Annotated in this window: 31 protein-coding genes and 1 pseudogene; 18 read left to right on the plus strand and 14 right to left on the minus strand. The window is 54.0% G+C overall.

What is annotated here, in order from left to right; translation table 11 throughout:
* Nucleotides 1–85 precede the first annotated feature (85 nt).
* Nucleotides 86–331 carry a hypothetical protein gene (locus MELB17_RS07520; RefSeq protein ID WP_007349579.1) on the plus strand — a complete coding sequence of 82 codons (246 nt, stop codon included), beginning with the start codon at nucleotides 86–88 and terminating at the stop codon, nucleotides 329–331.
* Nucleotides 332–424: 93 nt separating this feature from the next.
* On the opposite strand, the gene MELB17_RS07525 is transcribed toward MELB17_RS07520, so the two are convergent.
* The 5 genes from MELB17_RS07525 to istA form a co-directional block, all read right to left on the minus strand.
* Nucleotides 425–715 carry a type II toxin-antitoxin system RelE/ParE family toxin gene (locus tag MELB17_RS07525; protein WP_007349580.1) on the minus strand — a complete coding sequence of 97 codons (291 nt, stop codon included), beginning with the start codon at nucleotides 713–715 and terminating at the stop codon, nucleotides 425–427.
* Nucleotides 708–929, minus strand: a complete 222-nt coding sequence (locus MELB17_RS07530; RefSeq protein ID WP_007349581.1) for a TA system antitoxin ParD family protein — start codon at nucleotides 927–929, stop codon at nucleotides 708–710. The genes MELB17_RS07525 and MELB17_RS07530 overlap by 8 nt, the downstream gene beginning before the upstream one ends.
* A 497-nt stretch (nucleotides 930–1,426) precedes the next feature.
* Nucleotides 1,427–2,389: a transposase gene (locus MELB17_RS07540; protein ID WP_007349583.1), complete on the minus strand. Its 963-nt coding sequence runs from the start codon at nucleotides 2,387–2,389 to the stop codon at nucleotides 1,427–1,429.
* Between the two features lie 211 nt (nucleotides 2,390–2,600).
* Complete coding sequence (istB, locus tag MELB17_RS07545; RefSeq protein ID WP_007348516.1) at nucleotides 2,601–3,356, minus strand: IS21-like element helper ATPase IstB; 756 nt, start codon at nucleotides 3,354–3,356, stop codon at nucleotides 2,601–2,603.
* Nucleotides 3,353–4,819, minus strand: a complete 1,467-nt coding sequence (gene istA / locus MELB17_RS07550; protein WP_007348517.1) for an IS21 family transposase — start codon at nucleotides 4,817–4,819, stop codon at nucleotides 3,353–3,355. The genes istB and istA overlap by 4 nt, the downstream gene beginning before the upstream one ends.
* 409 nt (nucleotides 4,820–5,228) lie before the next feature.
* Here istA and MELB17_RS07555 point away from each other — a divergent pair, with 409 nt between their 5' ends.
* The 13 genes and pseudogenes from MELB17_RS07555 to MELB17_RS07605 all read left to right on the plus strand — a co-directional run bounded on the left by MELB17_RS07555 (nucleotide 5,229) and on the right by MELB17_RS07605 (nucleotide 12,352).
* Nucleotides 5,229–5,873: a DUF6088 family protein gene (locus tag MELB17_RS07555; RefSeq protein ID WP_007349584.1), complete on the plus strand. Its 645-nt coding sequence runs from the start codon at nucleotides 5,229–5,231 to the stop codon at nucleotides 5,871–5,873.
* Between the two features lie 77 nt (nucleotides 5,874–5,950).
* The gene (locus MELB17_RS07560; RefSeq protein ID WP_007349585.1) at nucleotides 5,951–6,775 is read left to right on the plus strand and encodes a nucleotidyl transferase AbiEii/AbiGii toxin family protein; all 825 of its coding nucleotides are present in this window, start codon (nucleotides 5,951–5,953) and stop codon (nucleotides 6,773–6,775) included.
* Between the two features lie 111 nt (nucleotides 6,776–6,886).
* Nucleotides 6,887–7,201 carry a tyrosine-type recombinase/integrase gene (locus MELB17_RS23630; RefSeq protein ID WP_227498836.1) on the plus strand — a complete coding sequence of 105 codons (315 nt, stop codon included), beginning with the start codon at nucleotides 6,887–6,889 and terminating at the stop codon, nucleotides 7,199–7,201.
* Nucleotides 7,191–7,352: a transposase zinc-binding domain-containing protein gene (locus tag MELB17_RS25450; protein ID WP_083796360.1), complete on the plus strand. Its 162-nt coding sequence runs from the start codon at nucleotides 7,191–7,193 to the stop codon at nucleotides 7,350–7,352. Before MELB17_RS23630 ends, MELB17_RS25450 begins: the two co-directional genes overlap by 11 nt.
* Before the next feature lie 44 nt (nucleotides 7,353–7,396).
* A complete protein-coding gene (locus MELB17_RS25455; RefSeq protein WP_264673219.1) occupies nucleotides 7,397–7,636 on the plus strand; it encodes a hypothetical protein in 240 nt (79 codons plus the stop codon).
* A gap of 290 nt (nucleotides 7,637–7,926) precedes the next feature.
* Entirely contained in the window at nucleotides 7,927–8,205 is a 279-nt protein-coding gene (locus MELB17_RS07570) for a type II toxin-antitoxin system RelE/ParE family toxin (RefSeq protein ID WP_007349587.1), read from the plus strand.
* Nucleotides 8,206–8,215: 10 nt separating this feature from the next.
* The gene (locus MELB17_RS07575; RefSeq protein ID WP_007349588.1) at nucleotides 8,216–8,503 is read left to right on the plus strand and encodes a HigA family addiction module antitoxin; all 288 of its coding nucleotides are present in this window, start codon (nucleotides 8,216–8,218) and stop codon (nucleotides 8,501–8,503) included.
* A 121-nt stretch (nucleotides 8,504–8,624) separates the two neighbouring features.
* Nucleotides 8,625–8,894: pseudogene (locus tag MELB17_RS25460) on the plus strand (transposase); the annotation flags it as partial.
* A gap of 81 nt (nucleotides 8,895–8,975) precedes the next feature.
* Nucleotides 8,976–9,254, plus strand: coding sequence for a type II toxin-antitoxin system RelE/ParE family toxin (locus MELB17_RS25465; protein WP_036183995.1), 279 nt, complete (start codon nucleotides 8,976–8,978; stop codon nucleotides 9,252–9,254).
* A 10-nt stretch (nucleotides 9,255–9,264) separates the two neighbouring features.
* The gene (locus tag MELB17_RS07590; RefSeq protein ID WP_007349590.1) at nucleotides 9,265–9,579 is read left to right on the plus strand and encodes a HigA family addiction module antitoxin; all 315 of its coding nucleotides are present in this window, start codon (nucleotides 9,265–9,267) and stop codon (nucleotides 9,577–9,579) included.
* Between the two features lie 465 nt (nucleotides 9,580–10,044).
* The gene (locus MELB17_RS07595; RefSeq protein WP_007349591.1) at nucleotides 10,045–11,145 is read left to right on the plus strand and encodes a mandelate racemase/muconate lactonizing enzyme family protein; all 1,101 of its coding nucleotides are present in this window, start codon (nucleotides 10,045–10,047) and stop codon (nucleotides 11,143–11,145) included.
* Nucleotides 11,146–11,437: 292 nt separating this feature from the next.
* Nucleotides 11,438–11,686 carry a DUF3297 family protein gene (locus tag MELB17_RS07600; protein ID WP_007349592.1) on the plus strand — a complete coding sequence of 83 codons (249 nt, stop codon included), beginning with the start codon at nucleotides 11,438–11,440 and terminating at the stop codon, nucleotides 11,684–11,686.
* Between the two features lie 180 nt (nucleotides 11,687–11,866).
* Entirely contained in the window at nucleotides 11,867–12,352 is a 486-nt protein-coding gene (locus tag MELB17_RS07605; RefSeq protein ID WP_007349593.1) for an acyl-CoA thioesterase, read from the plus strand.
* Between the two features lie 71 nt (nucleotides 12,353–12,423).
* Here MELB17_RS07605 and MELB17_RS07610 read toward each other — a convergent pair whose 3' ends face one another.
* The 3 genes from MELB17_RS07610 to MELB17_RS07620 form a co-directional block, all read right to left on the minus strand.
* Nucleotides 12,424–13,482: a betaine/proline/choline family ABC transporter ATP-binding protein gene (locus MELB17_RS07610; RefSeq protein WP_007349594.1), complete on the minus strand. Its 1,059-nt coding sequence runs from the start codon at nucleotides 13,480–13,482 to the stop codon at nucleotides 12,424–12,426.
* 11 nt (nucleotides 13,483–13,493) lie between these two features.
* Nucleotides 13,494–14,525, minus strand: a complete 1,032-nt coding sequence (locus MELB17_RS07615) for an ABC transporter permease (RefSeq protein WP_036183900.1) — start codon at nucleotides 14,523–14,525, stop codon at nucleotides 13,494–13,496.
* A gap of 101 nt (nucleotides 14,526–14,626) precedes the next feature.
* The gene (locus MELB17_RS07620) at nucleotides 14,627–15,595 is read right to left on the minus strand and encodes an ABC transporter substrate-binding protein (protein WP_007349597.1); all 969 of its coding nucleotides are present in this window, start codon (nucleotides 15,593–15,595) and stop codon (nucleotides 14,627–14,629) included.
* 361 nt (nucleotides 15,596–15,956) lie between these two features.
* Here MELB17_RS07620 and MELB17_RS07625 point away from each other — a divergent pair, with 361 nt between their 5' ends.
* On the plus strand, nucleotides 15,957–16,337 hold the full coding sequence (locus tag MELB17_RS07625) for a DUF2237 family protein (RefSeq protein ID WP_036183903.1): 381 nt from the start codon (nucleotides 15,957–15,959) through the stop codon (nucleotides 16,335–16,337).
* A gap of 44 nt (nucleotides 16,338–16,381) precedes the next feature.
* On the opposite strand, the gene MELB17_RS07630 is transcribed toward MELB17_RS07625, so the two are convergent.
* The 3 genes from MELB17_RS07630 to MELB17_RS07635 form a co-directional block, all read right to left on the minus strand.
* Entirely contained in the window at nucleotides 16,382–17,050 is a 669-nt protein-coding gene (locus MELB17_RS07630; protein WP_007349599.1) for a glutathione S-transferase family protein, read from the minus strand.
* Nucleotides 17,051–17,084: 34 nt separating this feature from the next.
* On the minus strand, nucleotides 17,085–17,249 hold the full coding sequence (locus MELB17_RS26310; RefSeq protein WP_007349600.1) for a hypothetical protein: 165 nt from the start codon (nucleotides 17,247–17,249) through the stop codon (nucleotides 17,085–17,087).
* A 240-nt stretch (nucleotides 17,250–17,489) separates the two neighbouring features.
* The gene (locus MELB17_RS07635) at nucleotides 17,490–17,690 is read right to left on the minus strand and encodes a PLDc N-terminal domain-containing protein (RefSeq protein ID WP_007349602.1); all 201 of its coding nucleotides are present in this window, start codon (nucleotides 17,688–17,690) and stop codon (nucleotides 17,490–17,492) included.
* Nucleotides 17,691–17,903: 213 nt separating this feature from the next.
* On the opposite strand from MELB17_RS07635, the gene MELB17_RS07640 reads away from it, so the two are divergent.
* Complete coding sequence (locus MELB17_RS07640; protein WP_007349603.1) at nucleotides 17,904–18,215, plus strand: antibiotic biosynthesis monooxygenase family protein; 312 nt, start codon at nucleotides 17,904–17,906, stop codon at nucleotides 18,213–18,215.
* Here the strand turns inward: MELB17_RS07640 and MELB17_RS07645 are convergent, their stop codons facing one another.
* The gene (locus tag MELB17_RS07645) at nucleotides 18,216–19,649 is read right to left on the minus strand and encodes an aldehyde dehydrogenase family protein (protein ID WP_036183998.1); all 1,434 of its coding nucleotides are present in this window, start codon (nucleotides 19,647–19,649) and stop codon (nucleotides 18,216–18,218) included.
* A 146-nt stretch (nucleotides 19,650–19,795) separates the two neighbouring features.
* Here MELB17_RS07645 and MELB17_RS07650 point away from each other — a divergent pair, with 146 nt between their 5' ends.
* Together MELB17_RS07650 and MELB17_RS07655 are read left to right on the plus strand one after the other, a co-directional pair.
* The gene (locus MELB17_RS07650) at nucleotides 19,796–20,866 is read left to right on the plus strand and encodes a mechanosensitive ion channel family protein (protein WP_007349605.1); all 1,071 of its coding nucleotides are present in this window, start codon (nucleotides 19,796–19,798) and stop codon (nucleotides 20,864–20,866) included.
* 110 nt (nucleotides 20,867–20,976) lie between these two features.
* Nucleotides 20,977–22,191, plus strand: a complete 1,215-nt coding sequence (locus MELB17_RS07655; RefSeq protein WP_007349606.1) for a serine hydrolase domain-containing protein — start codon at nucleotides 20,977–20,979, stop codon at nucleotides 22,189–22,191.
* Between the two features lie 67 nt (nucleotides 22,192–22,258).
* Here the strand turns inward: MELB17_RS07655 and MELB17_RS07660 are convergent, their stop codons facing one another.
* Entirely contained in the window at nucleotides 22,259–22,564 is a 306-nt protein-coding gene (locus MELB17_RS07660) for a hypothetical protein (RefSeq protein ID WP_007349607.1), read from the minus strand.
* Nucleotides 22,565–22,776: 212 nt separating this feature from the next.
* Entirely contained in the window at nucleotides 22,777–24,387 is a 1,611-nt protein-coding gene (locus tag MELB17_RS07665; RefSeq protein WP_007349608.1) for a putative bifunctional diguanylate cyclase/phosphodiesterase, read from the minus strand.
* Nucleotides 24,388–24,511: the final 124 nt, after the last annotated feature.

The raw sequence follows: 24,511 nt of genomic DNA on the forward strand, positions 1-24,511 counted from the left end.
CGACCGTTGCCGCGCCATTCATATCGTCGCTATGTGGCGCGGCAACGTTCGGCTGAGTTCTGTCGTTATAGGGAGGAACACAAAAATGCCACAGGACATCAGGCTTGATGGAACCTTCGTTGCTATAGATTCGGATGGCAGAGAATATCTTATTGATATTCATGCGGATATAAACGACGCCGGAACATTCGATAATCCCAACGCAACAAGCGAGGGCCTCAAGCACCTTAAAACAAGAGATGGTTATAGTGTCAACCATCTGGGCAAGGGCAAGTATGAAATCGTACAGACCGGCATCGTCATTGAATCAAATGATCCCGGTGCGCCGTAGCCCCTAACCAGACGGTCAACCGGACACCAAAAGCACACCGCTTTTGGTTCCCTCCGCTTGCGCTCCGGTGCCGGTTACCTAAGCGTTACAACGTCACTCTTTCCGCTTGATATCGCGGTAGAAGTTTTCGTGTAAGCCCAGGGCCATCAGTTCAAGGGCAAGGGCGCCATCATCAAAACTATAGCCCAACAGTGTCAGTTGCTTGTTCATTTTGAACTTATGCACTCGCAGAAAGGCCAGATCCCCTTTCTTCTGCTCGCCAATGTTGGGGTTGGCCATTAGGTCCTTAACGGCCAAATCAAGGTCTTTCTTCTGGTTGGGCTTGAGCTTCTTTACCGCTTTTTTGAATGTAGGGGTCTGTAATACACTGGTGGCTTTAACCAAAATCGTAGGCCTCCAGCTTTCCGGCGTCCCGCTCTGCCTGCGCGATGATGGCCTGTCTTACAAACTCGTAAGGTAAATCGGGGTTATCTTCCATCATCTCGCCGATTTTTGCCCAATGTTCTATTTGTTTGGGTGGTGTTCGATTAAGCGCTTTGGCCATAATAGTGGCCTTTTCAATTAGGTTTTGGTCTAAGCGAATACTGTTTGTAGCCATTTGTACCTCCTGCACTGAGTTGCCTCAATTGTAGCAATGCGCCACAATTGAGGCAAGTTGCAACAACAAGGCGCTGTTGTCGGACTGTTTGTCCGCTGATGCTACAAAGCAGCCGCAAATCAAAGGGTTATGATTCAGTCGTTCCGGGGTCAGGTCTTGCGTTTTGCCCGTGCTTTGGCCTTTTTTGGTAATCGTCTCATCCCATAACTTCTCAATTAGAGTCACGGAAGGAGCCAGGGATTGGCCAGACCGCCGCGCCTTTTGTCAGTTTTCGACAGACCACTATGGACAGGCACAACATAGTCTGACCTGATCTAAAAAGCCCGGAGGTTCTGCATTCGGGGCTTTGCTTTTTCTGACGCGGGTATTCCGGGTTTATTCCCAAGCGTGTGTGTGAAAAATGAACAATCTTGTCCGGTAGCGCTGTGTACCAGACACGCCAAAACTCCGGCAAATCTGCCAGATTAGAAAGTGTTACTCAGAGGGGAGGGAAGCGCTCAGGCTGCCTGTCGTCGGCGGCTCTGTCGGTAATCCTGATAGGTATCCTCAAACCTAGTGGCCCTTTCGCACCATCGGTCAGGATCAAGGTTCAACCGCTCCAGAATCGGCAAGGCCTTCTCATCAATGGTCCCACGCTTGTTGTCCCGGCTAATCCGGCCGGTGCAGTCGACCAATTCCAGGTAATCTTCAAAACTGAACAGGATGCCGCGCTGGAAGCCGTTGCGGATGACGCCTTCAAAGCCCAACAGTGGTTTCAGGGGCACTGCAAATTCGTTCAGCGCCTGTTGCTGGGTCTGGCGGCGAATGGCTTCGGCCAGATCGAACTGCGGAGCAATGCGCTCTTTGATGCTGGTGTGGTTTGACTGCTCTGGAGTCTCTGCCATCGCAGCACGAACCGGATTCAGATCCACATAGGCCATGCAGGAGAGCAGGGCTTCTTCGGTATCCAGGGGCTGGGACTTGAAACGACTTTCCCAGAAATGTCCGGTGCACTGGTCTTCCCGGTTCGCTTGCCACGCAATCGGTTGATTCAGACACTTCATAAACCAGCTCAAGTCCCCGAGCCGAGCCCGAAAGCGGTCCGCATATTCGTCCACCCGCCGCAACTCTGCCGGGCAGAGATTGTCGCCCCGGAGGTAACGTTGAACGAGAGGCGGCCCCTTATGCAGGCTGCACCACCGCGCTAGCACCTCATCATTGCTCCAACAGTCTACTTCTGCCGGGCTGAGTTTCACCACCAGGTGATAATGGTTCGACATAACCGCATAGGCCGCTACATCCAGCGAAAACACAGAGGCCAGTAGGCGAATCCGCTCTTCAATCCAGCCGCGCCGGTGTTCGTAACAGCGCCCGGTAGCCCGATCTTTGCCGCACAGGAATGTGCGCCGTACGCAGCGTGAAATGACATGGTAGAAGGGGGTGTCGGCAATGCTGATCTGCTCGCTGCGTGGCCTGGGCATAATGACTCCTTGTCGTTTTCTGTCCCTGTAAGGTTTATCACAAAAGGCTGTATAAATGTCCAGCTTTTTATCACAATGTGTAGAGTGCCTGTCCCTGGTGTTCGGCGTAAATGTCCAGCTTTTTATCACAATGTGTAGAGTGCCTGTCCCGGTGTTCGGCGTCAACTATCCTGTCCGGTCCGCGACAACTATGATGGCCGGTTGGGTGGTCTTACTTCTTACTCTTTGCAGCCTGCTTGAGATGCTGCTGTCTTCGGTAACTTTCCCCCTCTAATTCGATAATAGTTGCGTGGTGTATCAGCCGGTCTATGGCCGCTACAGTCATCATGCTGTCTGGGAAGATTTGATCCCACTCACTAAATGGTTGGTTGGCTGTGACGATTAGACTGCCACTCTCATAGCGATGGGCGATGAACTCGAACAGTACCTGGGTTTCTGCATCCGTCTTTTTTACATAACCGATGTCATCGATGATGACGACCCTGTATTTATCCAGCCGTGTCATGGCTGTCATCAAGTCGAGATCGCGCTTGGCCTGTTGTAAGTGCTGAACCAGCGCTATGGCAGGGAACAGTTTGCAGCGTACCCCCTGTTCGGTGAGTTGATGACCCAGTGCATTAGCGATATGGGTTTTGCCAGTGCCGCTGGGGCCAATCAACAGCACATTGTCGGCATGGTGTGCCCAGTCACTGTCTTGTTGCAGCCTTGCCAGTGCGGTGTTGCAGGGGCGGCTGAACGCGCTTTGATCAAGCGCTGAGAAGGTCTTGTTGGCGGCAAGTTTTGCCTCGCGTACCCACTTCTGGGTCCGGCGCTGGTAGCGGTCTGAGAGCTCGTACTCACACAATGCCGCTAGGTAATCGGTGTGTGACCAGTTCTTCTCAATGGCGGTTTCCCAGAGCGATTGGTAATGACGGTGGAAGGCCGGCAGACGGAGTTCTTTTAACAGTAAAGCGACAGAGCCTGTCATATCTGTGCCTCCTGACTGTTGATCGAGGACAGTAGCTCGTCGTAGCTCACTAAGGTGTGTTGGCTTGATGCAGAGCACTTGAGGTCTGGGTTGCCGCGAAGGTAGCGTGACTGAATCTCGGTAATGGACGCGAACCGGCCTGCTTGGGCCTCAATCAGCAGATCCTCCCCCAGCGACTGTTCATCATCGTACTCGAAGGCCAGTCGCAATGTTGTCACGATCCATTTGCAGGCTTCTCGGGCTTCAAGGTGCGTATCCGCAAGCTGCCAGAGTTGACGGTAGTTGTCGTCCGGGAGTAAGTCATCACGCAACTGAGAGTAACGGAAGGCCTGCGGCTTCGAGGCCAGCGAGCGGATAACGTGCCGGTAATTGACGCTGCGGGCGCGATTCTCGCCAGGTTTGGGGTAAATGCGCGGTAATGTCAGTGCCGGCTGCTGTCCGACGAACAGCACCAGCTTGTCGTGGTGCAACCGGATTTGTACCGACTCTCCAATCAGCCGCGATGGCACGGTGTAAACAACGCGCCGGACTTCGATCGTTGAGCTGCGCGTCACCTTAAGGTGGAGGGTCTGATACTCGGCCGCCGTAAACTCCGGCAGAGGCTGCAAGGCCGCCTGCTCTTCAAGCGCGCGCGATCGGTTGCGCTGATTGAGCTTGTCGACAACGCGATCAATAAAAGCCTGATAGTGCGCAACACCGTCGAAGTCACTGTGACCGCGCAATAACAACTGTTGTGCCAAGCGTTTCTTGAGCGAGCCATTGGCGCACTCCACCACGCCGTTTTCATGGGACTGCCCCAGATTATTGCGAGTGGGTGTCATGCGGTAATGCTGGCACAGCTCGCTGTAAGCCTCAGTCCACACGTTTTGACGGTTATTGCGTGCCGCGCTTAAGCTGTCGGTGCGGTGCTCAATGGGACTGCCACCCACCTGTTGTAAGGCTCGCTGCAAGCCCGCCGCCAGAGCCGCATAACTCTCACCACCTTGAACGACGGTAACCGAGCGCCAACCGCTGTAGGCCAATCGAAATTGATAGAGCAGGTGTGGAAAGGTCTTGGATTGAATCGTAACCGGGTTGTCGGGGTGGGTAAAATCAGAAAACCCCTGTTGCGCCACAACCGCCTGCTGGCGAAAAATGACCTCGCGTTCCGGCCCGTGTAGCGCCCGCCAGAGCTTCACACGGCGTTGCAGGGTGCGCAGAATGGTCTGATCGTAGTGCTCAGGGTAATGCTCTTGCAGATAATCAAGCAGAGTTGTACCGGTCAGCTTAGGCTCATTTTCTAACAGATGGAGCAACTCTGTTTCCCAAACCGCTTCCAGTGGATCTTCTCGGGTACGCCATTGCCGCTCGGTGTCAAGGCAGGGTTTTTGTGCTGATGTCTCGATGCGTCGCCCAGATCGGACAGAAACGCCTGCCTTGGCGGCAGCTACTTCTTGGCTTGCGCCATTTTGTCGGTGCTGCATGTACAGCTCCTCTTGTCGGTTGGTTATGTGTTGACCAGGCACCTTGTGCTCCACAGTGGAAAACAAAGTACCGATTGTTACACCCAACCGGCCAAGATAATTGTCGTTAACCGGTCATCCTAATTGTCGCCGAACACCCTGGTGCTTTCCTGGTGCTTTCCTTCTTGTTGTCGGATTCCAGGCGCTCAAATCAGATCCTAAAACGGTATATAGGCTAATAGACAGAGTGTTGGACTACCGAATCCGCTTGATAAGGGCATCTGCATCGACAAAGGGCATTTTCACGGACGCTGGGGCCAGTATTCCTAAACGGGTGAGTTTTCCAAACACAGTGAAAAACGGCGCAAAAAGTGTACAATGTGTTTAGTAAAAAAGCGTTATAGGTTCTGCTAACACTGAGATTAGAGCAATGAACATTGGTGAGCGAGTTGAGGAATACGTGAAGCACAGATCGTTCGGGAGTGTATTCACGCACCAACAGTTGGTCGTTCGCTTTGGGGGGCATGGTAGCCGTATCTCCCAGAGCTTGGCTGAGCTGCAAAAAACCCAGGTGGTCATGCCGATTGAGCGTGGGTTGTGGCAGCGCCCCAAGAAAACACGCTTTGGCATTGTCCAGGCGTCACCGCAGACCGTGGTCTCGGTTCTGGAAAAGATCCGTGAGGCGTTCATTGTCTCTGCTGGCGCCACCGCTCTTAACGAGATTGGGGCCTCCACTCAAATGGCCATGAAGCCATCCTATATCTCAACCAAGCGAATCAAGCCGATCCAGCTGGGTAAAACGATAATCAAGTTCGAATACAGCCGTTCACTGGGATCAGTAGAGTCCAAGCTGGCTGGGTTGCCTGCCGCAGAGAAGAAACAGGCCGCAAAACTATGGGTTGCCCTTCATTACGCCGGGGAAGAGCACGCTCGTAGAGAATTGAAGGCATTTTCGAGCGCATTTGAGCACCTGTCAGAGAAAGCACAGTCCAAGTTACTGGGTGTTTTTGAAGGAAGAATGAAATGGGCCAAGTCCGTTGTGGAGGGTTCCAGTGAGCGTGCCGTATCTGTTTAGTCTTAACAACAAAGATCGGGTAGACCTTTTTCGAGCAGCTGAAGCCAGATTGTCTGGGGAAGACCGCTACTCCCTTCATGTTTAAAGGGGGAACCACGCTGAGTAAAGTGTTCGGTTGCATCGATCGCATGTCCGAGGATATCGATCTGTCTCTCGATATGAAGTTACTGGGCCACCCTGCCCCAGACATGCGGGAGTCTGGCAGCCAGTTGAAGGCCCGGTTGAAGAGACTGGATGCGGCAACCAAAGAGACAGTAGCGGACGTTTTGAAGCCTTTTCTGGATAAATGCTTCAAAGAATACGACGAAGAATTCACCGTTAAGGTGTTGGAAACCGGGACTGACCTTGAGATTCAATACCCTCGGATTTTCAGAGGCGGTGGCTACATCCAACAAAGGGTGCTGCTCGAATGCGGCGGAAAGGCGGGTCTGGAGCCCTCTGCGACCCACATGATCAGTCCCATTGCCTTGTCTCGTCTCGATATTACCGTCGATGATTGCCTGGTAGATGTCCTCGGCTGCGATCGTACCTTTTTTGAGAAAATTACAGCCCTTCATGAGATAAACCATCGGGGCGTGGAGGCTCTAGGGGAGCGGCAATCCCGACATATCTATGATGTGGTGTCGATCAACAGATCCAATCCCGAATTTATTGGGGACACAGGACTGCTAGCGCAAGTCGTCGAACATAAACAGAAGTATTTCAAGCGAGGGGCGTCCAAGTGGAGTGAAGCGGTGCCGGGCAGCCTCTTTCTGATTCCAGAGGGAGCTGTTGCAGAAAGCCTAGAGAAGGACTGGGATAAGATGGGTGACATGTTTCCCGGTGACCTGCCATGGACGTTCAATGAGATGATCCAGGAGTTGAAGAAAATGGACGAAGCTTTAAATGCTACGGATCAGTGATTTGGTGGAGAGCATAGAACGCCGCTACGAGAGCAAGCCGTTCAACTAAAGTTAGCCTGATGAAGATAGCCTGATGGACAGGCACAACATAGCCTCCGTCGCTATTGGCGGATTCGTCATCCCATGCTCTGGTTATTTCCCAGTGATTTACTGCCAGACAGACACCTTCATATCACCACGCCCCAGAAGGTCTACCACACCGCCAAGACCACCAGTGGCATTGAAAAATGCGGTGGCATTCACGCCTTGCGCCATGCCTACGCCACGCACCAGCTGGAGCGGGGGTTGCCCATTCATGAGCTGCAACGGCTCTTGGGGCATAGCGATGTGCGCAGCACTCAACGGTATCTGCACTGGTTGCCGGGCGTCACACCCCAAAACGGGGGTCCTGCAGACCTGATCGCAAGTTTCGGAGGTGCGTTGTGATCATTGCCAGGCCCGCTCCATCTGCTACTACGGATGCCGGGATCGCCATTGTCCGCAATGCCAGGGCCATGCAACTGAACAATGGAGCGCACGTCAGCGCTCCCTGTTACTGCAAGTGCCTTACTTCCATTTGGTGTTTACGCTACCTTGAAGACCCAATGGCTGGATGGCCAGGAGTTCGTACGGCGATTCCTGATGCATATCCTGCCGAAGGGCTTTATGCGAATTCGTCATTTTGGCTACCTGAGCAACTGCACTCGACGCCGCAAACTGGCGGTTATCCTGCACTGTTTATCGCAGCCGCCCAAATCAGAAGCGACACTGGAGAACCCGGCGTCTCAACGATGCTGGCCGTGTCTTCTCTGTGACAGCGGTGTGGTTCGCATGGTTCGCCAGGTTCCACGATTTAGACCAGCAGTGATCCTAACGGGGTAACCCATCTCCGCCTGGTTCGGTGCTTGAAAAACAGCCATTCTAAAGGAGCTGGGCGTTTCTGCGGGCGAACGCTGGAAAAAGGGGTATACAGAGTCCCGGGGTCAGGTCTTGCGTTTTGCCCCTGCCTTGCTCTTTCGTTGCAACCGTCTCACTCTGTCCCGTCTCAATTAGAGCCGTGGAAGGAGCCAGGGAATGGCCAGACCGCCGCACCTACCCTCATTCCAAAGTCGTGGATGCGGCGGGTGTTATGTGTTTTTGACACCCGATACGTTACAGGGTACATTCAAGGAATGATTCGAAGTTTCAAACATAAGGGCCTGGCTAAATTCTTCAAGTCCGGCAGCACTGCAGGGATTCAGGCCGCTCATGCAAAGAGGCTTCGGCTTATTCTCGGTAGGCTAAACGCAGCGTCAGACGTTAATGATATGGACTTACCAGGCCTTCGACTGCACGAGCTCTCGGGGAATCGCACCGGAATTTGGTCAGTGACGGTCAGTGGTAACTGGCGAGTGACGTTCTGGTTTGAGGACGGAGATGCCGAGATAGTGAATTACGAAGATTACCACTGAGGTACCGCCGATGTTGATGCACAACCCTCCCCACCCGGGTGAAGTCTTGCGAGAGCTTTGTCTGGAACCCCTTGGCTTGTCTGTAACGGCTGCCGCAGAAGCATTGGGGGTAAGCCGCAAAACTCTGAGCGCCGTGCTGAACGGCAAGGCTGGTATTAGTCCCGAAATGGCTATTCGGCTTTCTATCGCGTTTGATACCTCGGCAGAGAGTTGGCTGAACCAGCAGTCTCAATATGAACTCTGGCATGCTGAGCAACATCGCAATGAGCTCAAGGTTAAGAAGCTTGTCGCTGCCTGAAGCAACACATGACCAAGAATAGTTCCGGGGGCTCAGGTCTTGCGTTTTGCCCCTGCCTTGCCCTTTCGTCGTAATCTTTCACTCTATCCGGCATCAATTAGAACCACGGAGGAGCCAAGGAATGGCCAGACCGCTGCGACTGGAAATTGCCGGTGCGTTTTTCTCTTTGAGGTTTCGCCGAAATCAGCGTGAGATGTTTTTTGAATCTGACGATGACCGCCGCGTCTTTTTGTCAGTTTTCGACGAAGTGTGTGAGACTTTCAACTGGGAATGTCACGCCTACTGCCTAATGGGCAATCACTACCCTCCTTTGATTGAAACACCTGACGGCAATCTTTCGAGAGGTGTGCGCCAACTTAACGGGGTGTATACCCAACACTTCAATCGAACTCATGGTCGGGTGGGGGATGGCAGCCATGGCTCGCATATAGTAACGCTTGACGTTATTAATGTGTTGCGTCATTATTGGCCCATGATCATATCGTTCAAGTGTAAGGACACCGAGAAGCTGGCAAGCGGTCGCCGCGTCAGGCGTTTTGTCAATTTCGAACGCGTTGCCTTGAGGAAAATTCGGCAACTTCAGGCTGCAAGCCAGCTGGGTGATCTTAAAGTACCGCCCGGCAATATGTTGGAGCCGTTGCATGGCGACAGGCAGGGTCAGCACAGCACTCGAATCAACAGGCAGTTCCGAGTTTGCTTTCGCTGGACCCGAGCCGGTGCGGAAGAGGTCGAAATTGTTGATTATCATTAGGAGGTAATTCATGCGCAACATTGATCCCGTAACGCCAGGCGAGTTACTGAAAGAAGAGTTTCTTGAGCCGATGGGCATTTCTCAATATCGCCTTGCTAAAGAAATTGGCGTGCCTGCTCAGAGAATAGGCCAGATTATTGCGGGTAAGCGTTCAATAACCGCAGACACTGACCTGCGCCTGTGCCGCTTCTTTGGTTTGTCCAACGGGTATTGGCTGCGGGCCCAGGCAGCCTACGATACAGAGATTGCGGAAGAGGCTCTTGAGGGTCAGTTGAAAAATATTCGTCCGTGGAACTCCGTGTCGGAAATTGGGCACAGGGCATAACCAACGGCTGCACAACGACCGATTTTCCGTCGTTTCGCGGCTTCAAACCGGCGCGTGAGCCGGGCGTTGAGGTTGTAGAAAAGCCCAAAGCGGATCGATTTTGATAGGACTGAGCAAAAATATAAGTACCGGGGTCAGGTCTAGCGTTTTGCCTCTACCTTGCCGTTTCGTTGTAATCGTCTCATTCTATCCCGCCTCAACCAGAACCACGGAAGTAGCCAAGGAATGGCCAGACCGCTGCGCCTTTTTGTCGCTTTTCGGTAAGCGTCCAGTAATCCCACAGTGAGTCTGTTCTTTACAGTTTACCTCGATTTTTCTACCTTAAACTGTCGCTTTTGCATGTTCAGGCAATGACCCACCCGGGCCATGCGAAACCGCGGATTCAGGTAAGGAAATCTCGGCGCCATATGCCTGTGACGACTATGCTGAAGAGAAACTGAATGCTGCCGGACGAGGAGGCGCGACATGCGTATTGAGAGTATTGCGGTGTATACGGCAGATTTAACCTACACGGGTAAGGCTTATGCCTTTGCGGGGGGAAGATCGCATCAGGTGTTTACCAGTACAGTGGTGGTGGTGACCACGGATACGGGGCTGCATGGCTACGGTGAAGTCTGCCCCTGCGGCCCTAACTATATGGCGGCCTTTTCCGAGGGGGTTCCCTCTTGCCTGTCGCTGCTGGCGCCCAGTGTGATCGGCCAAGATCCCACGCACATCACGCGTATTCACGAGTGCATGAACCAGGCGCTGACCGGGCACGCGGTTGCCAAGGCGGCCATTGATATTGCCTGCTGGGATGTGTTGGGCAAGCATGCCGGGCTGCCAGTTTACGCTTTGCTCGGCGGGCTGCTGTCGCCGTCTATGCCGCTGCACCGAAATGTTCCGTTGGCGGACTCGGATCAGATGGAAGAATCTTTGCGCCAGTTTCGGTCAGAAGGGTTCCGCCGGTTTCAGATCAAGCTTGGGCGCAGTGTTGAGGAAGATATCGATCTGGTTCGCACTCTGAGCAAGGTTAAACATGCAGATGAGTTTTGGATGTGCGACATCAATCGGGCCTGGCGGCAGGATGAAGCCGTGCGATTCTCGCGGGCGCTTGAAGATCTGGAGATCTATCTTGAACAGCCCTGTTACAGCTACGAGGAGTGCCTGTCGGTTCGCCGTCGAATTCGCCACCCGGTTAAACTGGACGAAAGCCTGAACTGCCTGGCCGATGTGCAACGGGCCTTGCGCGACGATGCGATGGACGCCATGGCCCTGAAGGTCAGTCGGGTTGGCGGTCTGACGCCATCACGGGTCATTCGGGACGTGTGCGTAGATGCCGGCATAGCGATGACCATTGAAGATGCCTGGGGCAGTGGCATAGCCACAGCAGCCTATGCGCATCTGGCGGCCAGCACCCCGGCAAAAGCGTTGCTGACGACAACCGATCTCCACAATTACAACACCTCCCAGTTGGCAACCGGAGTGCCTGAGGTGTGTTCCGGCCGGATGATCCTCAGTGATCGCCCCGGGTTGGGTGTGGTTCCGGATTTTGAGAAGCTGACGCTGCTTGATGTGTATGAGTAAGTTGGTCGATTTCCGTTGGTTTTACGACACGGCTGGGGGCGCTTGAGTAATCTGGTGCCCAGCTGTGCGTTCGTGTCGGCCACCCGCCGTGACACTGGAACGGTAAGTCGGAGACGGTGCAGCCACCTTCTTATCATTGGCTTTGCATTCACTTCGCTCGACCATTGCGAGTCAACTAATTTCTGCCGAACTGCGCTTTGCTTACTCTTTAGCGTGTTGTCAGTAAGCTTCTTGAGCGAAAGCCGCGCATTATCTACAATGGCGCACTTTTCACAGACTTCAGGCCATGAACATGAGCGACACAAACTCAAAACCAACCTTGCCAGACCGTCTTGCGGGCAATCCTCGTAGCCCACACCATTTGGAAGAATTTTTCGAGCACCAAATCGGCATTAGGCTGAATGGTAAAGAGCGTAAAGATGTCGATGAATACTGCATCAGCGAGGGTTGGGTAAAAATTGCATCGCCTAGAGCACTGGATCGGCGTGGCCAGCCTATGCTGATCACGCTAAAAGGTACGGTTGAAGCTTACTACACCTAGCCGGTTCCTATAGGTGTGCCCCCGCGGATCCATTCGCTGATGTTCAATCATAAAGCTGGAATATAACGCTAGAGAAAACGGCAAAACCGGGGACAGATTTGAAATCTGTCCCCGGTTTTGCCAGTTCCATGACCTGCGTTCTACGCATACACTGAAAGGCCCGATAACAAAGAGAACGCTATGGAACCCGGATCTGCAACACTGACCATGACCGTTTTGATGACGCCGGATGTGGCCAACTTTTCCGGCAATGTGCACGGTGGTACCTTGCTTAAGCATCTTGATGAAGTGGCTTATGCCTGCGCCAGCCGGTATGCAGGTGCTTATGTTGTTACCCTGTCTGTCGACCAGGTTATGTTTCTTCAACCCGTTCATGTGGGCGAACTGGTGACCTTTCTGGCCAGCGTTAACTACACCGGGCGCACGTCAATGGAGGTGGGCATTAAGGTGATCACGGAGAACATCCGTGAAAAACTGGTCAGGCACACCAACAGCTGCTTTTTCACGATGGTGGCGGTTGATGAAAATGGAAAATCCGTCGAAGTGCCCAAAATGGAACCCGTCACTGATGATCAAATCAGGCGATTTGCGAACGGCCAGGAACGCCGTGCGATTCGTGTTGAGTTAGAGGAGCGCTACAGGGCACTTCATCGTCCGGGGGCATAGCAGGCACTGCAAAACTCGAAAGCCGGGCAGGCCTGATTCTGAAGACCAGACCTGCCCCGGTTTTTGTTCTTTCAATAATGCGAGCGGGTGTCGCCTTCTGGGCTTTCGGTAGGCACCAGAGCCTTGAACAGGTCTTGGACTTCCAGAACCCCGACCTGCTTACCTTTGCGAACCACGCGATAGGTGAGGCTGGTGTCGCCTCCAGACCGCGCAATCACAGATTCCAGGTTGTCTCTTTCACCGATATCGCCGGCCACGTTGTCAGGCGCTTCCGTGGTTTTCTTCATGATGGACCGAACCCGCAGTACCCGAGCGCGATTGATGTCGCTGATAAAGTTGACGATGTAAGGATCGTTCGGGTGCATCAGTATTTCTTGCGGCTCACCCTGTTGAACAATATAACCTTCCTTGAGTATGACCAGGTGGTCTGCCAGTTTCAGTGACTCATCCAGATCGTGGGTGATGAAAACGATGGTCTTGTGCAACTCGTCCTGAAGCTCCAGCAGCAGGTCTTGCATGTCGGACCGTATCAGCGGATCCAGCGCCGAGAAGGCCTCGTCCATCAGCATGATCGGTGAGTTAGAGGCCAGTGCCCGGGCGATACCAACGCGCTGTTGCATGCCACCAGACAATTGGTGCGGGTACTGGTATTCGTTGCCTTCCAGACCCACGCGGGCGATCCATTTTTTGGCTTCCGCTTCGAATTCCTCAATTTTATGGCCGCGCACGGAAAGCGCCATCCCGGCGTTTTCAAGAACGGTTTTGTGCGGCAGCAGCGCGAATTTCTGGAACACCATCGACATGCGTTCCCTGCGCAGGTTACGCAACTGGTCTTCGTCAAACGCCAGCACGTTTTCGCCATCGACTGCAATTTCACCGCCGGTGGGCTCAATCAACCGGTTGAGATGCCGAATGAGCGTGGACTTGCCAGATCCTGACAGCCCCATGATGACGGTTACATGGCCCTCGCGCATATCCACGTTGATATCCTGAAGGCCCAGCACGTGCTGGTGCTTTTCGAGCAGTTCGGCCTTTCCCATGCCTTGTTTTACGTACTCAAGGGCAACGTCGGGAGTAGGGCCGAAAATCTTGTACAGGTTCCGGATTGAAATTTTGATGTCCCGATCCACAATGCGCTTCCTTACTGTTTTTGCGAGGCGTTAATACGCGCCAGCGATGCTTTGGTTACCCGGTCCAGAATGACCGCCAGAATAACAATGCCAAGACCCGCTACCAGGCCAACACCGAGTTCCAGATTGCGTATGCCCTGAAGTACCAGCACGCCAAGGCCGGGCGCCGACACCAAGGAGGCAATAACAACCATGGCCAGGCTCATCATAATGGTCTGGTTTACCCCTGCCATGATGTTAGGGAGCGCCAGTGGAATCTGTACCTTGTACAGCTTTTGCCGACTGGTCATGCCGAAGGCATTCGCCGCTTCAATCACGTCTGGGTCTACCAGCCGGATACCCAGGTTGGTCATGCGTATAACGGGCACAATGGCGTAAAGAATAATGGCGATGCCGTACAGTTTGGACTCGGTCACGCTGAACAGAAAAATCAGCGGGATCAGATACACAAAAGGCGGCAGGGTCTGCAGCATGTCGAGTACCGGGATCGTCAGCCTCTGCATCATGTTATTTCGCGACATGGCGATACCAATGGGCACGCCCAGCAGCACACAGATGAACGCGCAGACAAATATAATCGCCAGTGTTTGCATGGCGTATACGTAGTAGTCGATGAAGGCAAGCAGGCACAGGCTGCCAGCCACGAAGCCGACCAGCTTCCAGGATTTGGTGACAAGCAGAACAACCGCCAGCAGAATCGGAATAACGATCCACCAGGGCGTCGTGATCATGCCGTAAAGAGTGCCATCAAGGGCCCAGCTCAAGGGCTGGGTGATGGGGTCCAGCACAACGCTGAGGTTGTCTTTGACGGCAAGAAAACCTTGCTCCAGCCCCTGGGTTAATTCCCGGGACTGAGGGAAGGCTGCGCAGGAGTCATTGAGTGCATCCATGGATGGAAACGGCACGTCCCATAGGGATTGCTCGGCTTCCGTACCTTTGGATTTGTTGAGTAATGCGGCCATCGACATGGGCGCGTCGCTCTTGCCTTCAGCGCACCACTCCGTGAGTCCAAGCGATGAAAATAGGAAGTCATAGGTTGCCATGAGCGTTCAATATTCCTTGCGCATTCAGAATGGGGTATTCGGTGTGATTTTTATTGGATCAATAAAAGAAGAGCCGGCGAACCGGCTCTTCTTAATAACATCTACTGGCCAAGCACGTTGGCGAGTTTCTCGGTGGCTGAAGCATTCAGCCAGCTAGACCACTCGTCGGTATTGTTACTCAGGAAGTAAACGGCAGCCTCTTCGGCGGAGGCGTTGTTCTCATCCATCCAGGCCAGCAAGGCACTCATGGTGCTGGTTTTGAAGGTCATGTTGCCCAGCATCTCAACCACTTCTGGTTCGCGCTCACCGAAACTGGTGGTGACTGCGGTCAGAATGGTGGCAGCAGGGAACTCGGAAACACCGGGATTGTCTGCCATTTGGGTCTGGTTACGGGTATGAACTTCTGGCTTGTAATCGCCAATTTTAACCCGAGTCATGTCGTACTTGCCGAGTGGTACAGTCGGGCCCCAGTAGTAACCGAACCAGGGCTCTTCGCTCTGAACCGCGGATGCCATAGACGTCGCCAGGGTTTCACCGGAACCGTGATCGAATACCGTGATGCCTGACGCTTCGAGATCAAGAGCGCGGACCAGGTTGTCACTGACAACACGGCAGCCCCAACCACTCGGGCAGTTGTTAAAGCGGCTGTCTACCAGTTCCGGATTTGCCATGATGCCTTCGATGGTTTTCAGTTCCGGGTGTTTCTCGGCCAGATACGTGGGAATCCACCAGCCCTCAATACCACCCGGGTCCAGTACTTCGGCCACGCGCTTGATTTTGCCTTGCTCTTCCAGTCGCAGGTAGGCCTCGCCAGCAGAGTTCAGCCACAGCTCGGTCACGATGTCTGGTTCGCCGTTTTCAGCGACCGATGTGACGGCAGGAACGGTGTCAGAAGGAATCACGGTTACGTCACAGCCGTAGCCTTGTTCCATAATAAAGGTGGCGACGCCTGTTACGACGGCGTTGGAGGCCCAGCTCATCTGGGTGATGGATACTTCACCGCATTCGGCGGCAGCGAGCGAGGGTGCAGACAGGGCGCACAAAAGCGCCACGGGCGTTAGTTTACGCATGATGGGTACTCCATTTTGGGTTTAAACGTACACGGCACAGGGGCCGATGAGGGAGTCCTGAAGACTTCTCGGGAGATGGTTTCGCACTTTGAAAGCGTATTTGAAAGGCAGTGCAAATGTTGAGACCTCGGTTAATACGTAGCCACCAGAGTAATGATTTGGGTAGGAGTTACAAGTGATTAATTTTGAAGGTCGCTAAAAATGCCACATTGCGGTCGTATTTTTCAGAAACCAGAAGAGATTTATTTTCTGTGATAGTTTAAGAGACGACGACAAACCCCTTCCTTTTCATTGCTCTGAAAAACCGTCAATGGGGTATATTGATCACCACGTTTATCATCTGTATGAGGAGCAACCCAGCATGCTGGCAAAGAAAGAACCCACCAACGTTATTGGTGAACCATTGGAAGTCTGCGGCAAAGATCCGGTGACCGGCTTTTTTCGGGACGGTTGCTGCAATACGGGGCCCGAGGACATGGGCAACCATACGGTATGTGCGGTGGTGACTGACGATTTCCTGGCGTTTTCCCGCAGCCGGGGTAACGATCTGACCGAAGCCCGGCCGGAGTTCGGCTTCCCGGGTTTAAAAGCTGGAGACGGCTGGTGCCTGTGCGCGGGCCGTTGGCGTGAAGCGCTGGATGCGGGCTGTGCACCCCGGGTTCGGCTGAAGGCGACGCATCGAGCCGCGCTGGAGGTTTGTGACCTGGCAGACCTGAAGAAGCATTCGGTGGATCTGAGCTAGTGGCACAAAGCGGGGAGGGCGGCAGAGCTCTCTCCACCGTCTACTCAGGCAAAATCGTATTCCCCGCCTTTTTCAAGGGCGATTTGGTAAGCCGGTCTGGCGTGCACGCGTTTCACCCAGGCTGTGATACCAGGCCGGTTCTTGCCGGTGATGCCCCTGGCCACTGAGGCTTCCAGCGGAAAGCTCATCTGAATATCCGCAGCGCTCAGGTTATCGCCAAGAAACCAGGTGTTTTTTGCCAGGTGAGATTCAACAAAATCCAGGTGCGTTTTGATCATCGGGCCGATGAAAACCTCATTGGTTTTGTTCGCAATGCCTCTTGCCACCGGCTTGACAAAAAACGGCATCGGGCTGGTTTTTACCTTTTCAAATACTAGGCGCATCAGCAGCGGTGGCATCAAAGAGCCTTCGGCGTAATGCAGCCAGTATGTGTAATCAAGCCAAGCCTGGCCGCCGCTCTTCGGCAGCATGGTGTCTTTGCCATAGGTGTGGGCAAGGTATTCGATAATGGCGCCAGACTCCGCGATAACCAAGTCGCCGTCGGTGATCACCGGTGATTTACCCAGCGGGTGTATTTTTTTGAGGCTGTCAGGCGCCAGCATGGTTTTGGGATCACGCTCGTAGCGCTGGATCTCGTAGGGCACTCCCAGCTCTTCCAGCATCCAGAGAATACGTTGTGAGCGGGAGTTATTGAGGTGGTGAACTGTAATCATGCTGAAATCCTGTTCGCGTCAAAAAAAGTGTACCTCAGTAAAGTAGGCTGGAAATGACTTTTTGGTTCACCACCATCGCGCTTTGAGTCGCTTTCGCGAAAGCCGCAGGGCAGGGCAATACATAGGCTGATTTGCCTGGGAAAATATGACTGCGATTAAGCTTGGTGGAAATCATCACCGTCAGGTTCTGCTGCGCCATGCCTGCCAATATTGCCTCTTAGCACTAGCAAATTAACCTGCATGCCCACATTGACCGAGCCGTGGGTGTGCTGGGTGAGTCCCATGCCATAAACGCCGATGACGCGTTCCGCCTTTATATACACGTCGGCGGCTTTTTGCAGTGCTCATGTGCTTCCCCGGTCAAGTTTGTTCGTTTTCAGTCGCAAATAGGCTTGTAGCACCTTGCTCCCAATCCTAACCCCAGTCCTAGCCCCAATCACTACCCTCGGGGGCCGAACAGTAACCAGATGATTAAGCCGATCAAGGGAAACGCAAGTAGTACGATAATCCAGATCACTTTGGCGACAGTGCTTGCCCGGCTCTTCGCTACTTTAACGATGGCCAAGATAACGATGACCAGCCAAACCAGGCTCAGCAGACCACCGAAGGCATTACCTACACTACTAAATAGGCTATCCACGTCCTTCTCCTTGGTTATTGATTGGCATGTCCACGAACAGCATAGCTCGGATAATGGCGCATAGCCGAGTGAAAAACAGGACAGATTTATTTTCTGTGAGAGTTTTGGGCTAGACTCAAAGGCCAACAGAAGAATCTACTTATTTTGCAGGACAGCGACGATTGACCGACTTACGCGAATGTCGGATCTGTTTATCAGGAAGGACGGGCTCGTATGAAATACATCTTCGAAGTGCATATCAGGGAGGGCTATACCGCCGAGGATTACGCGGATGCCTGGATGCGTGCAAGCGAGTTGATTCAGCGCGCACCGGGCGCGCGGGGAACGGAATTGCACCGCAAGACCGGTGAGCCGGATACGCTTATAGCCATTGCCCACTGGGACAGCAAAGCCAGCCGGGATGCGATGGAGTCACAACACAATCCCGACGTGGCTGACATTATCCGCAGTGCGGCGCCTTTCTGTGAAATCCGGCCCCTTGGTGAGTTTGAAGATCCGGAGTGGGTGGTTAACCCGACCGGCTAGTTACCAGTCGGTGACAGATTTCACTTCCAAAAACTCTTCAAGCCCCCACACGCCGCCTTCCCGGCTGCCGTTGCCCGACTGTTTCATGCCGCCGAACGGGAAACCTGACGATCCGGATTTGCCGTTAATTTCGATCATGCCCGACCGCAATTGCCGCGCCAGTCGGTGGGCTTTTTCTTTATCGGAGGTCTGGATGTAGTTGGTCAGCCCGTAGTGGGTATCGTTCGCCAGCTTTACCGCTTCTTCTTCTGTTTCAAACGGTGTGATGGCCAGAACCGGGCCGAAAATCTCTTCGCTCCAGATGGTCATTTCGCGCGTGACGTCTGCGAAAACGGTTGGCCTTACAAAATAGCCCTTGTTCAGCCCTTCTGGCCGGCCTTCGCCACCGGATACCAGCGTCGCGCCTTCTGCAATACCCTTTTTGATCAGTGCCTGAATTTTCTGGAACTGTTGTTCAGAGACCACGGGGCCGATTTGGCGGCCGTCTACGTCGGCGGGGCCAACATCTGTCTGACTGGCAACCAATGCGGCGGTTTCAACAGCCTGTTTGTAAAGTGACTTCTCGACAAGCATCCGTGTGGGCGCGTTGCAGGACTGGCCTGAGTTCGCGAAGCAATGGCGCACGCCACGCGTTATGGCTTTTTCATCGGAGTCTGCAAAGATGATGTTAGCGCCTTTGCCGCCCAGTTCCAGGCCAACTCGCTTCACGGTGTCTGCTGCGGCAATGGTGATGGCTTTGCCGGCACGGGTTGAACCGGTAAAGCTGACCAGATCGATATCCGGGTGCTTTGAAAGTTGCGAGCCAACGCCTTCGCCATCGCCGTTAACCAGGTTGAACACGCCGTCTGGAAAGCCCGTACTGTCGATCATTTCTGCCAGCAGCATCGCCGACAAGGGTGAAATCTCTGACGGCTTGAGAACCACTGTGCAGCCAGCCGCAATTGCAGCCGGCACTTTCAGCATTATTTGGTTCATCGGCCAGTTCCAGGGAGTTATCAGAGCGCAAACGCCCACCGGTTCGTGCATGATTCTGTTCTCTGGCGCGTGGTCACCCAGGGCGTGCTCAAAGTTGAAGGTTTTTAGAGCACGAATGGTGTTTTTTAGATGCGTAGCGCCGGCGCCTACCTGGGCCGTTCTTGCCAAATTGATGGGCGCTCCCATTTCTTTACTGATGGTTTGTGCCATCTCTTCAGCACGCGCGCTGTAGGTTTCCAGCAAGCGCTCTAGCAGGTCAATACGTTGTTCTCTGGTCGACATCGACCAGGCCGGGAACGCACTTTTTGCGGCGCTGACGGCCATATTCGTATCAGCCTCAGAACCCAAAGTAATCTTGGCAAATCTGGTTTCATCAGAAGGGTTGATAACGTCTATGGTTTGGGTGCCCTCAGGCGTTACCCATTTTCCGTTAATGTAGAACTTGGTTGTATCCATTATGCGTCTGCTCTTGTGTGGAAGTTGGCTCATGGTAGCAGACTCGTGAACTTTGACTTTCCTATTACCTCTTTTGGCACTTTTTTTTGCTAGCACCCGCGGCATGCGCTAGTTTGACGACTTCAGAGTTATTGTCGCGGGAGTACGGGATGTTGGAGTCGATCGAGGCCGGTCTAACCGCGTGGCTATTGCCGGGCGCATCTGCGTTACTGGCGCTGGTAGCAACCTACGCCACCTTTCGCGTTGCGTTGGGAGTGACACGTCGGGTTACCCGCTCCAAGGCCGTTCCCCGTATCTTTCTGGACGCTGCCGCCCGCGCCCTGGGCGTCTTTTTATGTTTGCTGGTGCTGAATGGGGTTCTGGAAACCGCACCTGATGGTCTTCCCCTGTTGGCGGAGCTGCAGCATTTCGCCACGCTGCTGCTGATCTTGTCGATGACCTGGGCGGCGGTGCGCTGCACCTCGGCCATCGGGGATGTGGTTGTTATACTCAACCCGGCACTTGAGCACCAATGGAAACGTGCCCGAAAAGTTGAAACACAGACCCGTTTTTTGGTTCGCGGCCTCAATGTCCTGATTGTGATTATAGGGTTGGGGGGCGCCCTGATGACCTTTGACGGCGTGCGCCACGTTGGTGGCAGCCTGCTGGCTTCCGCAGGCATTGGCGGTATTGTTTTGGGTTTCGCGGCTCGCCCGGTGCTGGGCAATCTGCTGGCGGGCGTGCAGATTGCGCTGACCCAACCGTTCCGTATAGACGATGTACTCCATGTTCAGGATGAGTGGTGCTGGGTCGAGGAAGTGACAGCGACTTACGTGGTGTTGCGGGTCTGGGATCTGCGCCGGATGATCGTACCGTTGCAATGGTTTATCGAGAACCCGTTTGAGAACTGGTCGCGTAATACGGCCGACATGATGGGCACGGTTTTTCTCTCACTCGATTACGCCATGCCGGTGCAGCCGTTGCGCGAGGAATTCGCGCGGCTGCTCAGACACTCTTCCCTGTGGGACGGAAAAACGGAGACGGTGCAGGTGACCGACTCGAACGAGCGGGCGTTACAGGTACGTTTCCTGATGAGTGCCTCGAATTCCAGCAAGGCCTGGGATTTACGTTGCGCGGTGCGGGAGGGGTTGGTGACCTTTGTTCAGGGCAGCTATCCGGAATATTTACCAAGGGTTCGGGCGCGGCTGGTGGATGATCCAGATGCTGCCCTTGATCAGTAAATTGTATGATTGCGGTTTTTCGCGAGTTTCAGGGTCATTGGTTCATTGTAACGCAATGATTTCAAAGCCACACAACGATTTTAAAAACCACACGACAAGGTGCTTTCTCTATGACGGAATTCAAACAGGTTGCCGGCCTTTCAGCAGACCAGCTTCGCAACATTGAACGTCATCTTGATCGTCGCTACATCCAGCCAGGAAAGTTGCCTGGCGCGCTGACACTGGTAGCCCGGCGAGGGGAAATTGCCTACGTGAAAGCCCAGGGACTGATGGATGTGGAACGCAACAAACCTGTCTGCCGGGATACGCTTTTCCGCATTTACTCGATGACCAAACCGATCACATCTATCGCCATGATGCAGCTTTACGAGCAGGGGCGGTTTTTGCTGGATGACCCGGTACACAAGTACATTCCGGGGTGGAAAAACCTGCTGGTTTATAAAAGCGGTGTTTATCCCAATTTTCTGACCACGCCGGCCACCAGCGCCATGACCATCCGCGACCTGTTCACCCATATGTCGGGCCTGACTTACGGATTCATGAACCGCACCAACGTTGACGCGGCCTACCGCGAGTTAGGGCTTGATGGCAGCCGGAACCTGACGCTGGAAGCACTGGTGAACCAGCTTGGGGAACTGCCGCTCGAGTTTTCACCGGGTACGGCCTGGAACTATTCCGTCAGCACGGATGTGCTGGGGTATTTGGTGCAGTTGCTGGCAGACCAGCCTTTAGACGAGTATCTGCGCGACAATATCTTTGGCCCTCTGGACATGCCAGACACCGGCTTCCAGGTTCGTGACGATCAGCTTGACCGCTTCGCCGCCTGCTATCAGTACCAGTCGGGTGATCAGCTTAAGCTGCAGGACGATCCGGAAACGTCACATTTCCGGCAAAAAAATAAGTTTGTGTCAGGCGGCGGCGGGCTGGTTTCCACCATTGACGATTATTTCCATTTTGCCCAGGCACTTTGCCAGGGCGGAGAGTTTAGGGGGCGGCGGATTATTGGTCGAAAAACTCTGGAGTTCATGCGTTGCAACCACCTGCCGGATAATCAGGACCTGCCGGGCCTTGCGGTTGGAGCCTTCAGTGAAACGCCTTATGCCGGAACCGGCTTTGGCCTGGGTTTCTCGGTTAAGACAGACGTTGCCAAATCCCAGACCAACGGATCGGCCGGCGAGTACGGTTGGGGCGGCCTGGCGAGCACCAACTTTTTTATCGATCCGGTGGAGGAGCTGGTCATGATCTTCATGACGCAACTGATTCCCTCGTCGTCTTACCCGATCCGGCAGGAGTTGCGGGCCATTGTGAATGGTGCTTTGGTGTGACCCACAGGGCTCTGTAACTTCAGGGAGTCCGGGATTGGAAAATAAATCTGTCCCGGCTTTTTTGATGTTACTGGTTGAGAATATCGATGATTTCGCGGGTATCCTTGATAATCGTATAGACGCGACCCTCGATCTCTACCCGCTGACGGTTGCCATCGACGTCGCGGATAGTGCCGAAGCGCAGCAACTCCCGGTCGAAATGATCACCTTTCCGATAGTTCAGCTTTTTCTGCCAGCCCGGCGGCAGTGGCTGGCCACGCTCGACTTTCTTCTGCAGGCCCGGCGGTAGCTGATCGCTATGAGATGACTTCGCCATTGCCGGTGCTGCGCCAATCATTACGCCCAACAGGGCAAACATCAGAATAGACTTCATAATCTATTAACTCCTAAAATCACGATACTCCGCTAAGCTAACACGAGGTTGAACGCGGTGACGTTAACGCTGGTTCATGCCCAAGAAAGCCAGGCCCTCAAAACCGTCCGGTAATCCCATCTTGAGCCCAGTGCCGCAGCCGTCATGCCGGTGGTTCCCAGAACAGACTTGGCACTCGCCATAGAGCTGGGCTGCGCCAGCTGTACTGCAAGTTATGAGAAAGGAGCGGGGTGTGCGAAGTAGTATCCCTGCTGGAAAAACACGCCTGCTTCGTGCAGCCAGGCCCGGTCCTCTTCCGTCTCAACGCATTCCGCAATCAGCGTCATTCCAAGGGTATCTATTAGTGGCACAAGACCGGTTACCAGCTCCTGGGCACGCGGATCCAGCACCGCCGCGCGGACAAAAGAACCATCGAGCTTGAGCTTATCCAGCGGATACTGCCAAAGGTAAGACAACGACGAATAGCCCACACCGAAGTCGTCGGCAGCAATCTGAACCCCGCGCTCGTGTGCTGCCTTTAAAGGCTCCAGCACCAGTTCCGGTGAACTGAATACCCGCTCTGTGAGTTCCAGGGTCAACCAGCTTGGTGGCAGCTTGCTCTGGGCCAGGGCGGCGTCCAGTCTTGTCAAAAAGTCTGGGGCCGTAATGGTATTGGCTGTAATGTTGACCGCTACCGGCTTGCCCATGGACATCGCTTCATGACACGCACGCTCAAGGACCCAAAGATCGAGATTAACGATAAGCTGCATTTCTTCAATCACTGGAATAAAGTGCCCGGGCAGGATCATCCCCCGCCACGGGTGTTGCCAGCGGATCAGGGCCTCCATAGAAACCGTTTCCCCGGTACGTGTGTCAACCACAGGCTGGTAATAGAGTTGAAACTCAGATTCACGAAGGGCGCGTTGGGCTTCAGCCGGTACCCAGCTGTGGGCTAATACGTGGTCTTCCAGGGCCAGGCTGAAAAATGAGTGGTTGAGGCCGGAACGCCGGGTCCGCTCAAGGGCGATGGTGGCCCGCCGTTCCAGATCCTTTGCAGTTGAGCCGTCCTGAGGAGAGCGGGCGATGCCCACATTTATGCGAAGCATGAACTGAAGCAGACCAACCTTCAGTGGTTCATCAAACAACAGGTCCATGGCCTGAATGCGCTCAACGGTATGGTCGTCACTTTTATGCTGGATGAGCAGAATAAACTCGTTGCCGGCTACCCGGCCAACGCACTCACCCTTGGCTAGCGATCGCACGATACGTCCGACAGCCTGATGGAACGCGTGATCACCCGAATCCTGGCCCAAGGCCTGGTTAACGCGCCTCAGGCCTTCGATTTTAAGCCGAAGGACGGCCCATTGAGTGTTGGGGTGGCGGTTGAATGCTTCTTCAGCTTGCGCCATAACCACGTGCCGGGTTGGAATACCCGTGGTCGGATCCATATCCGGGAGTTGGTGCGGGTTATTCTCCAGGGGTTGGTCGTCGGTCAGTACAATGGCCAACGCGAGCACTTCCCGGCCTCTTTTTGTATTCACAGGAATGAGTTCCCAGGCTACATCCATGCCACCAACTCGCTGGCGACAGTTCTGTAGGTCGCCCTCCGTAGCCTTGGCGTGGGCCTCTCGTAGTCCCCGGTTTCCCGCCGTTTCGGGGAATAAAGTGTCGATGCATTGCCCGAGCGAATGTTGATCTGAATCAAGAATCTTGTCGATACTTTCGCCACTGCCGGCCACAAGCACGCCAGTACTGTTAAGCAAAAGCTTTATGCCGGGGGTATCTTCGACTGGAAAATCATCGAGGAAACTGTGCGGATCCCAGTTCCATGTGCCATTTGCCATATATCCGATTCCCTGTCTGCGGAACTATTGCGTACGTGCAGTATGGCACTCATCCCCGCGATTGTGTAAGCGTCGCTAAATCGACAGTTTTGGGTTTCGTTTTGCTTCTTTCCGACTCCCCGGT

This window comes from Marinobacter sp. ELB17, from assembly GCF_000169375.1.
Taxonomy (GTDB): domain Bacteria; phylum Pseudomonadota; class Gammaproteobacteria; order Pseudomonadales; family Oleiphilaceae; genus Marinobacter.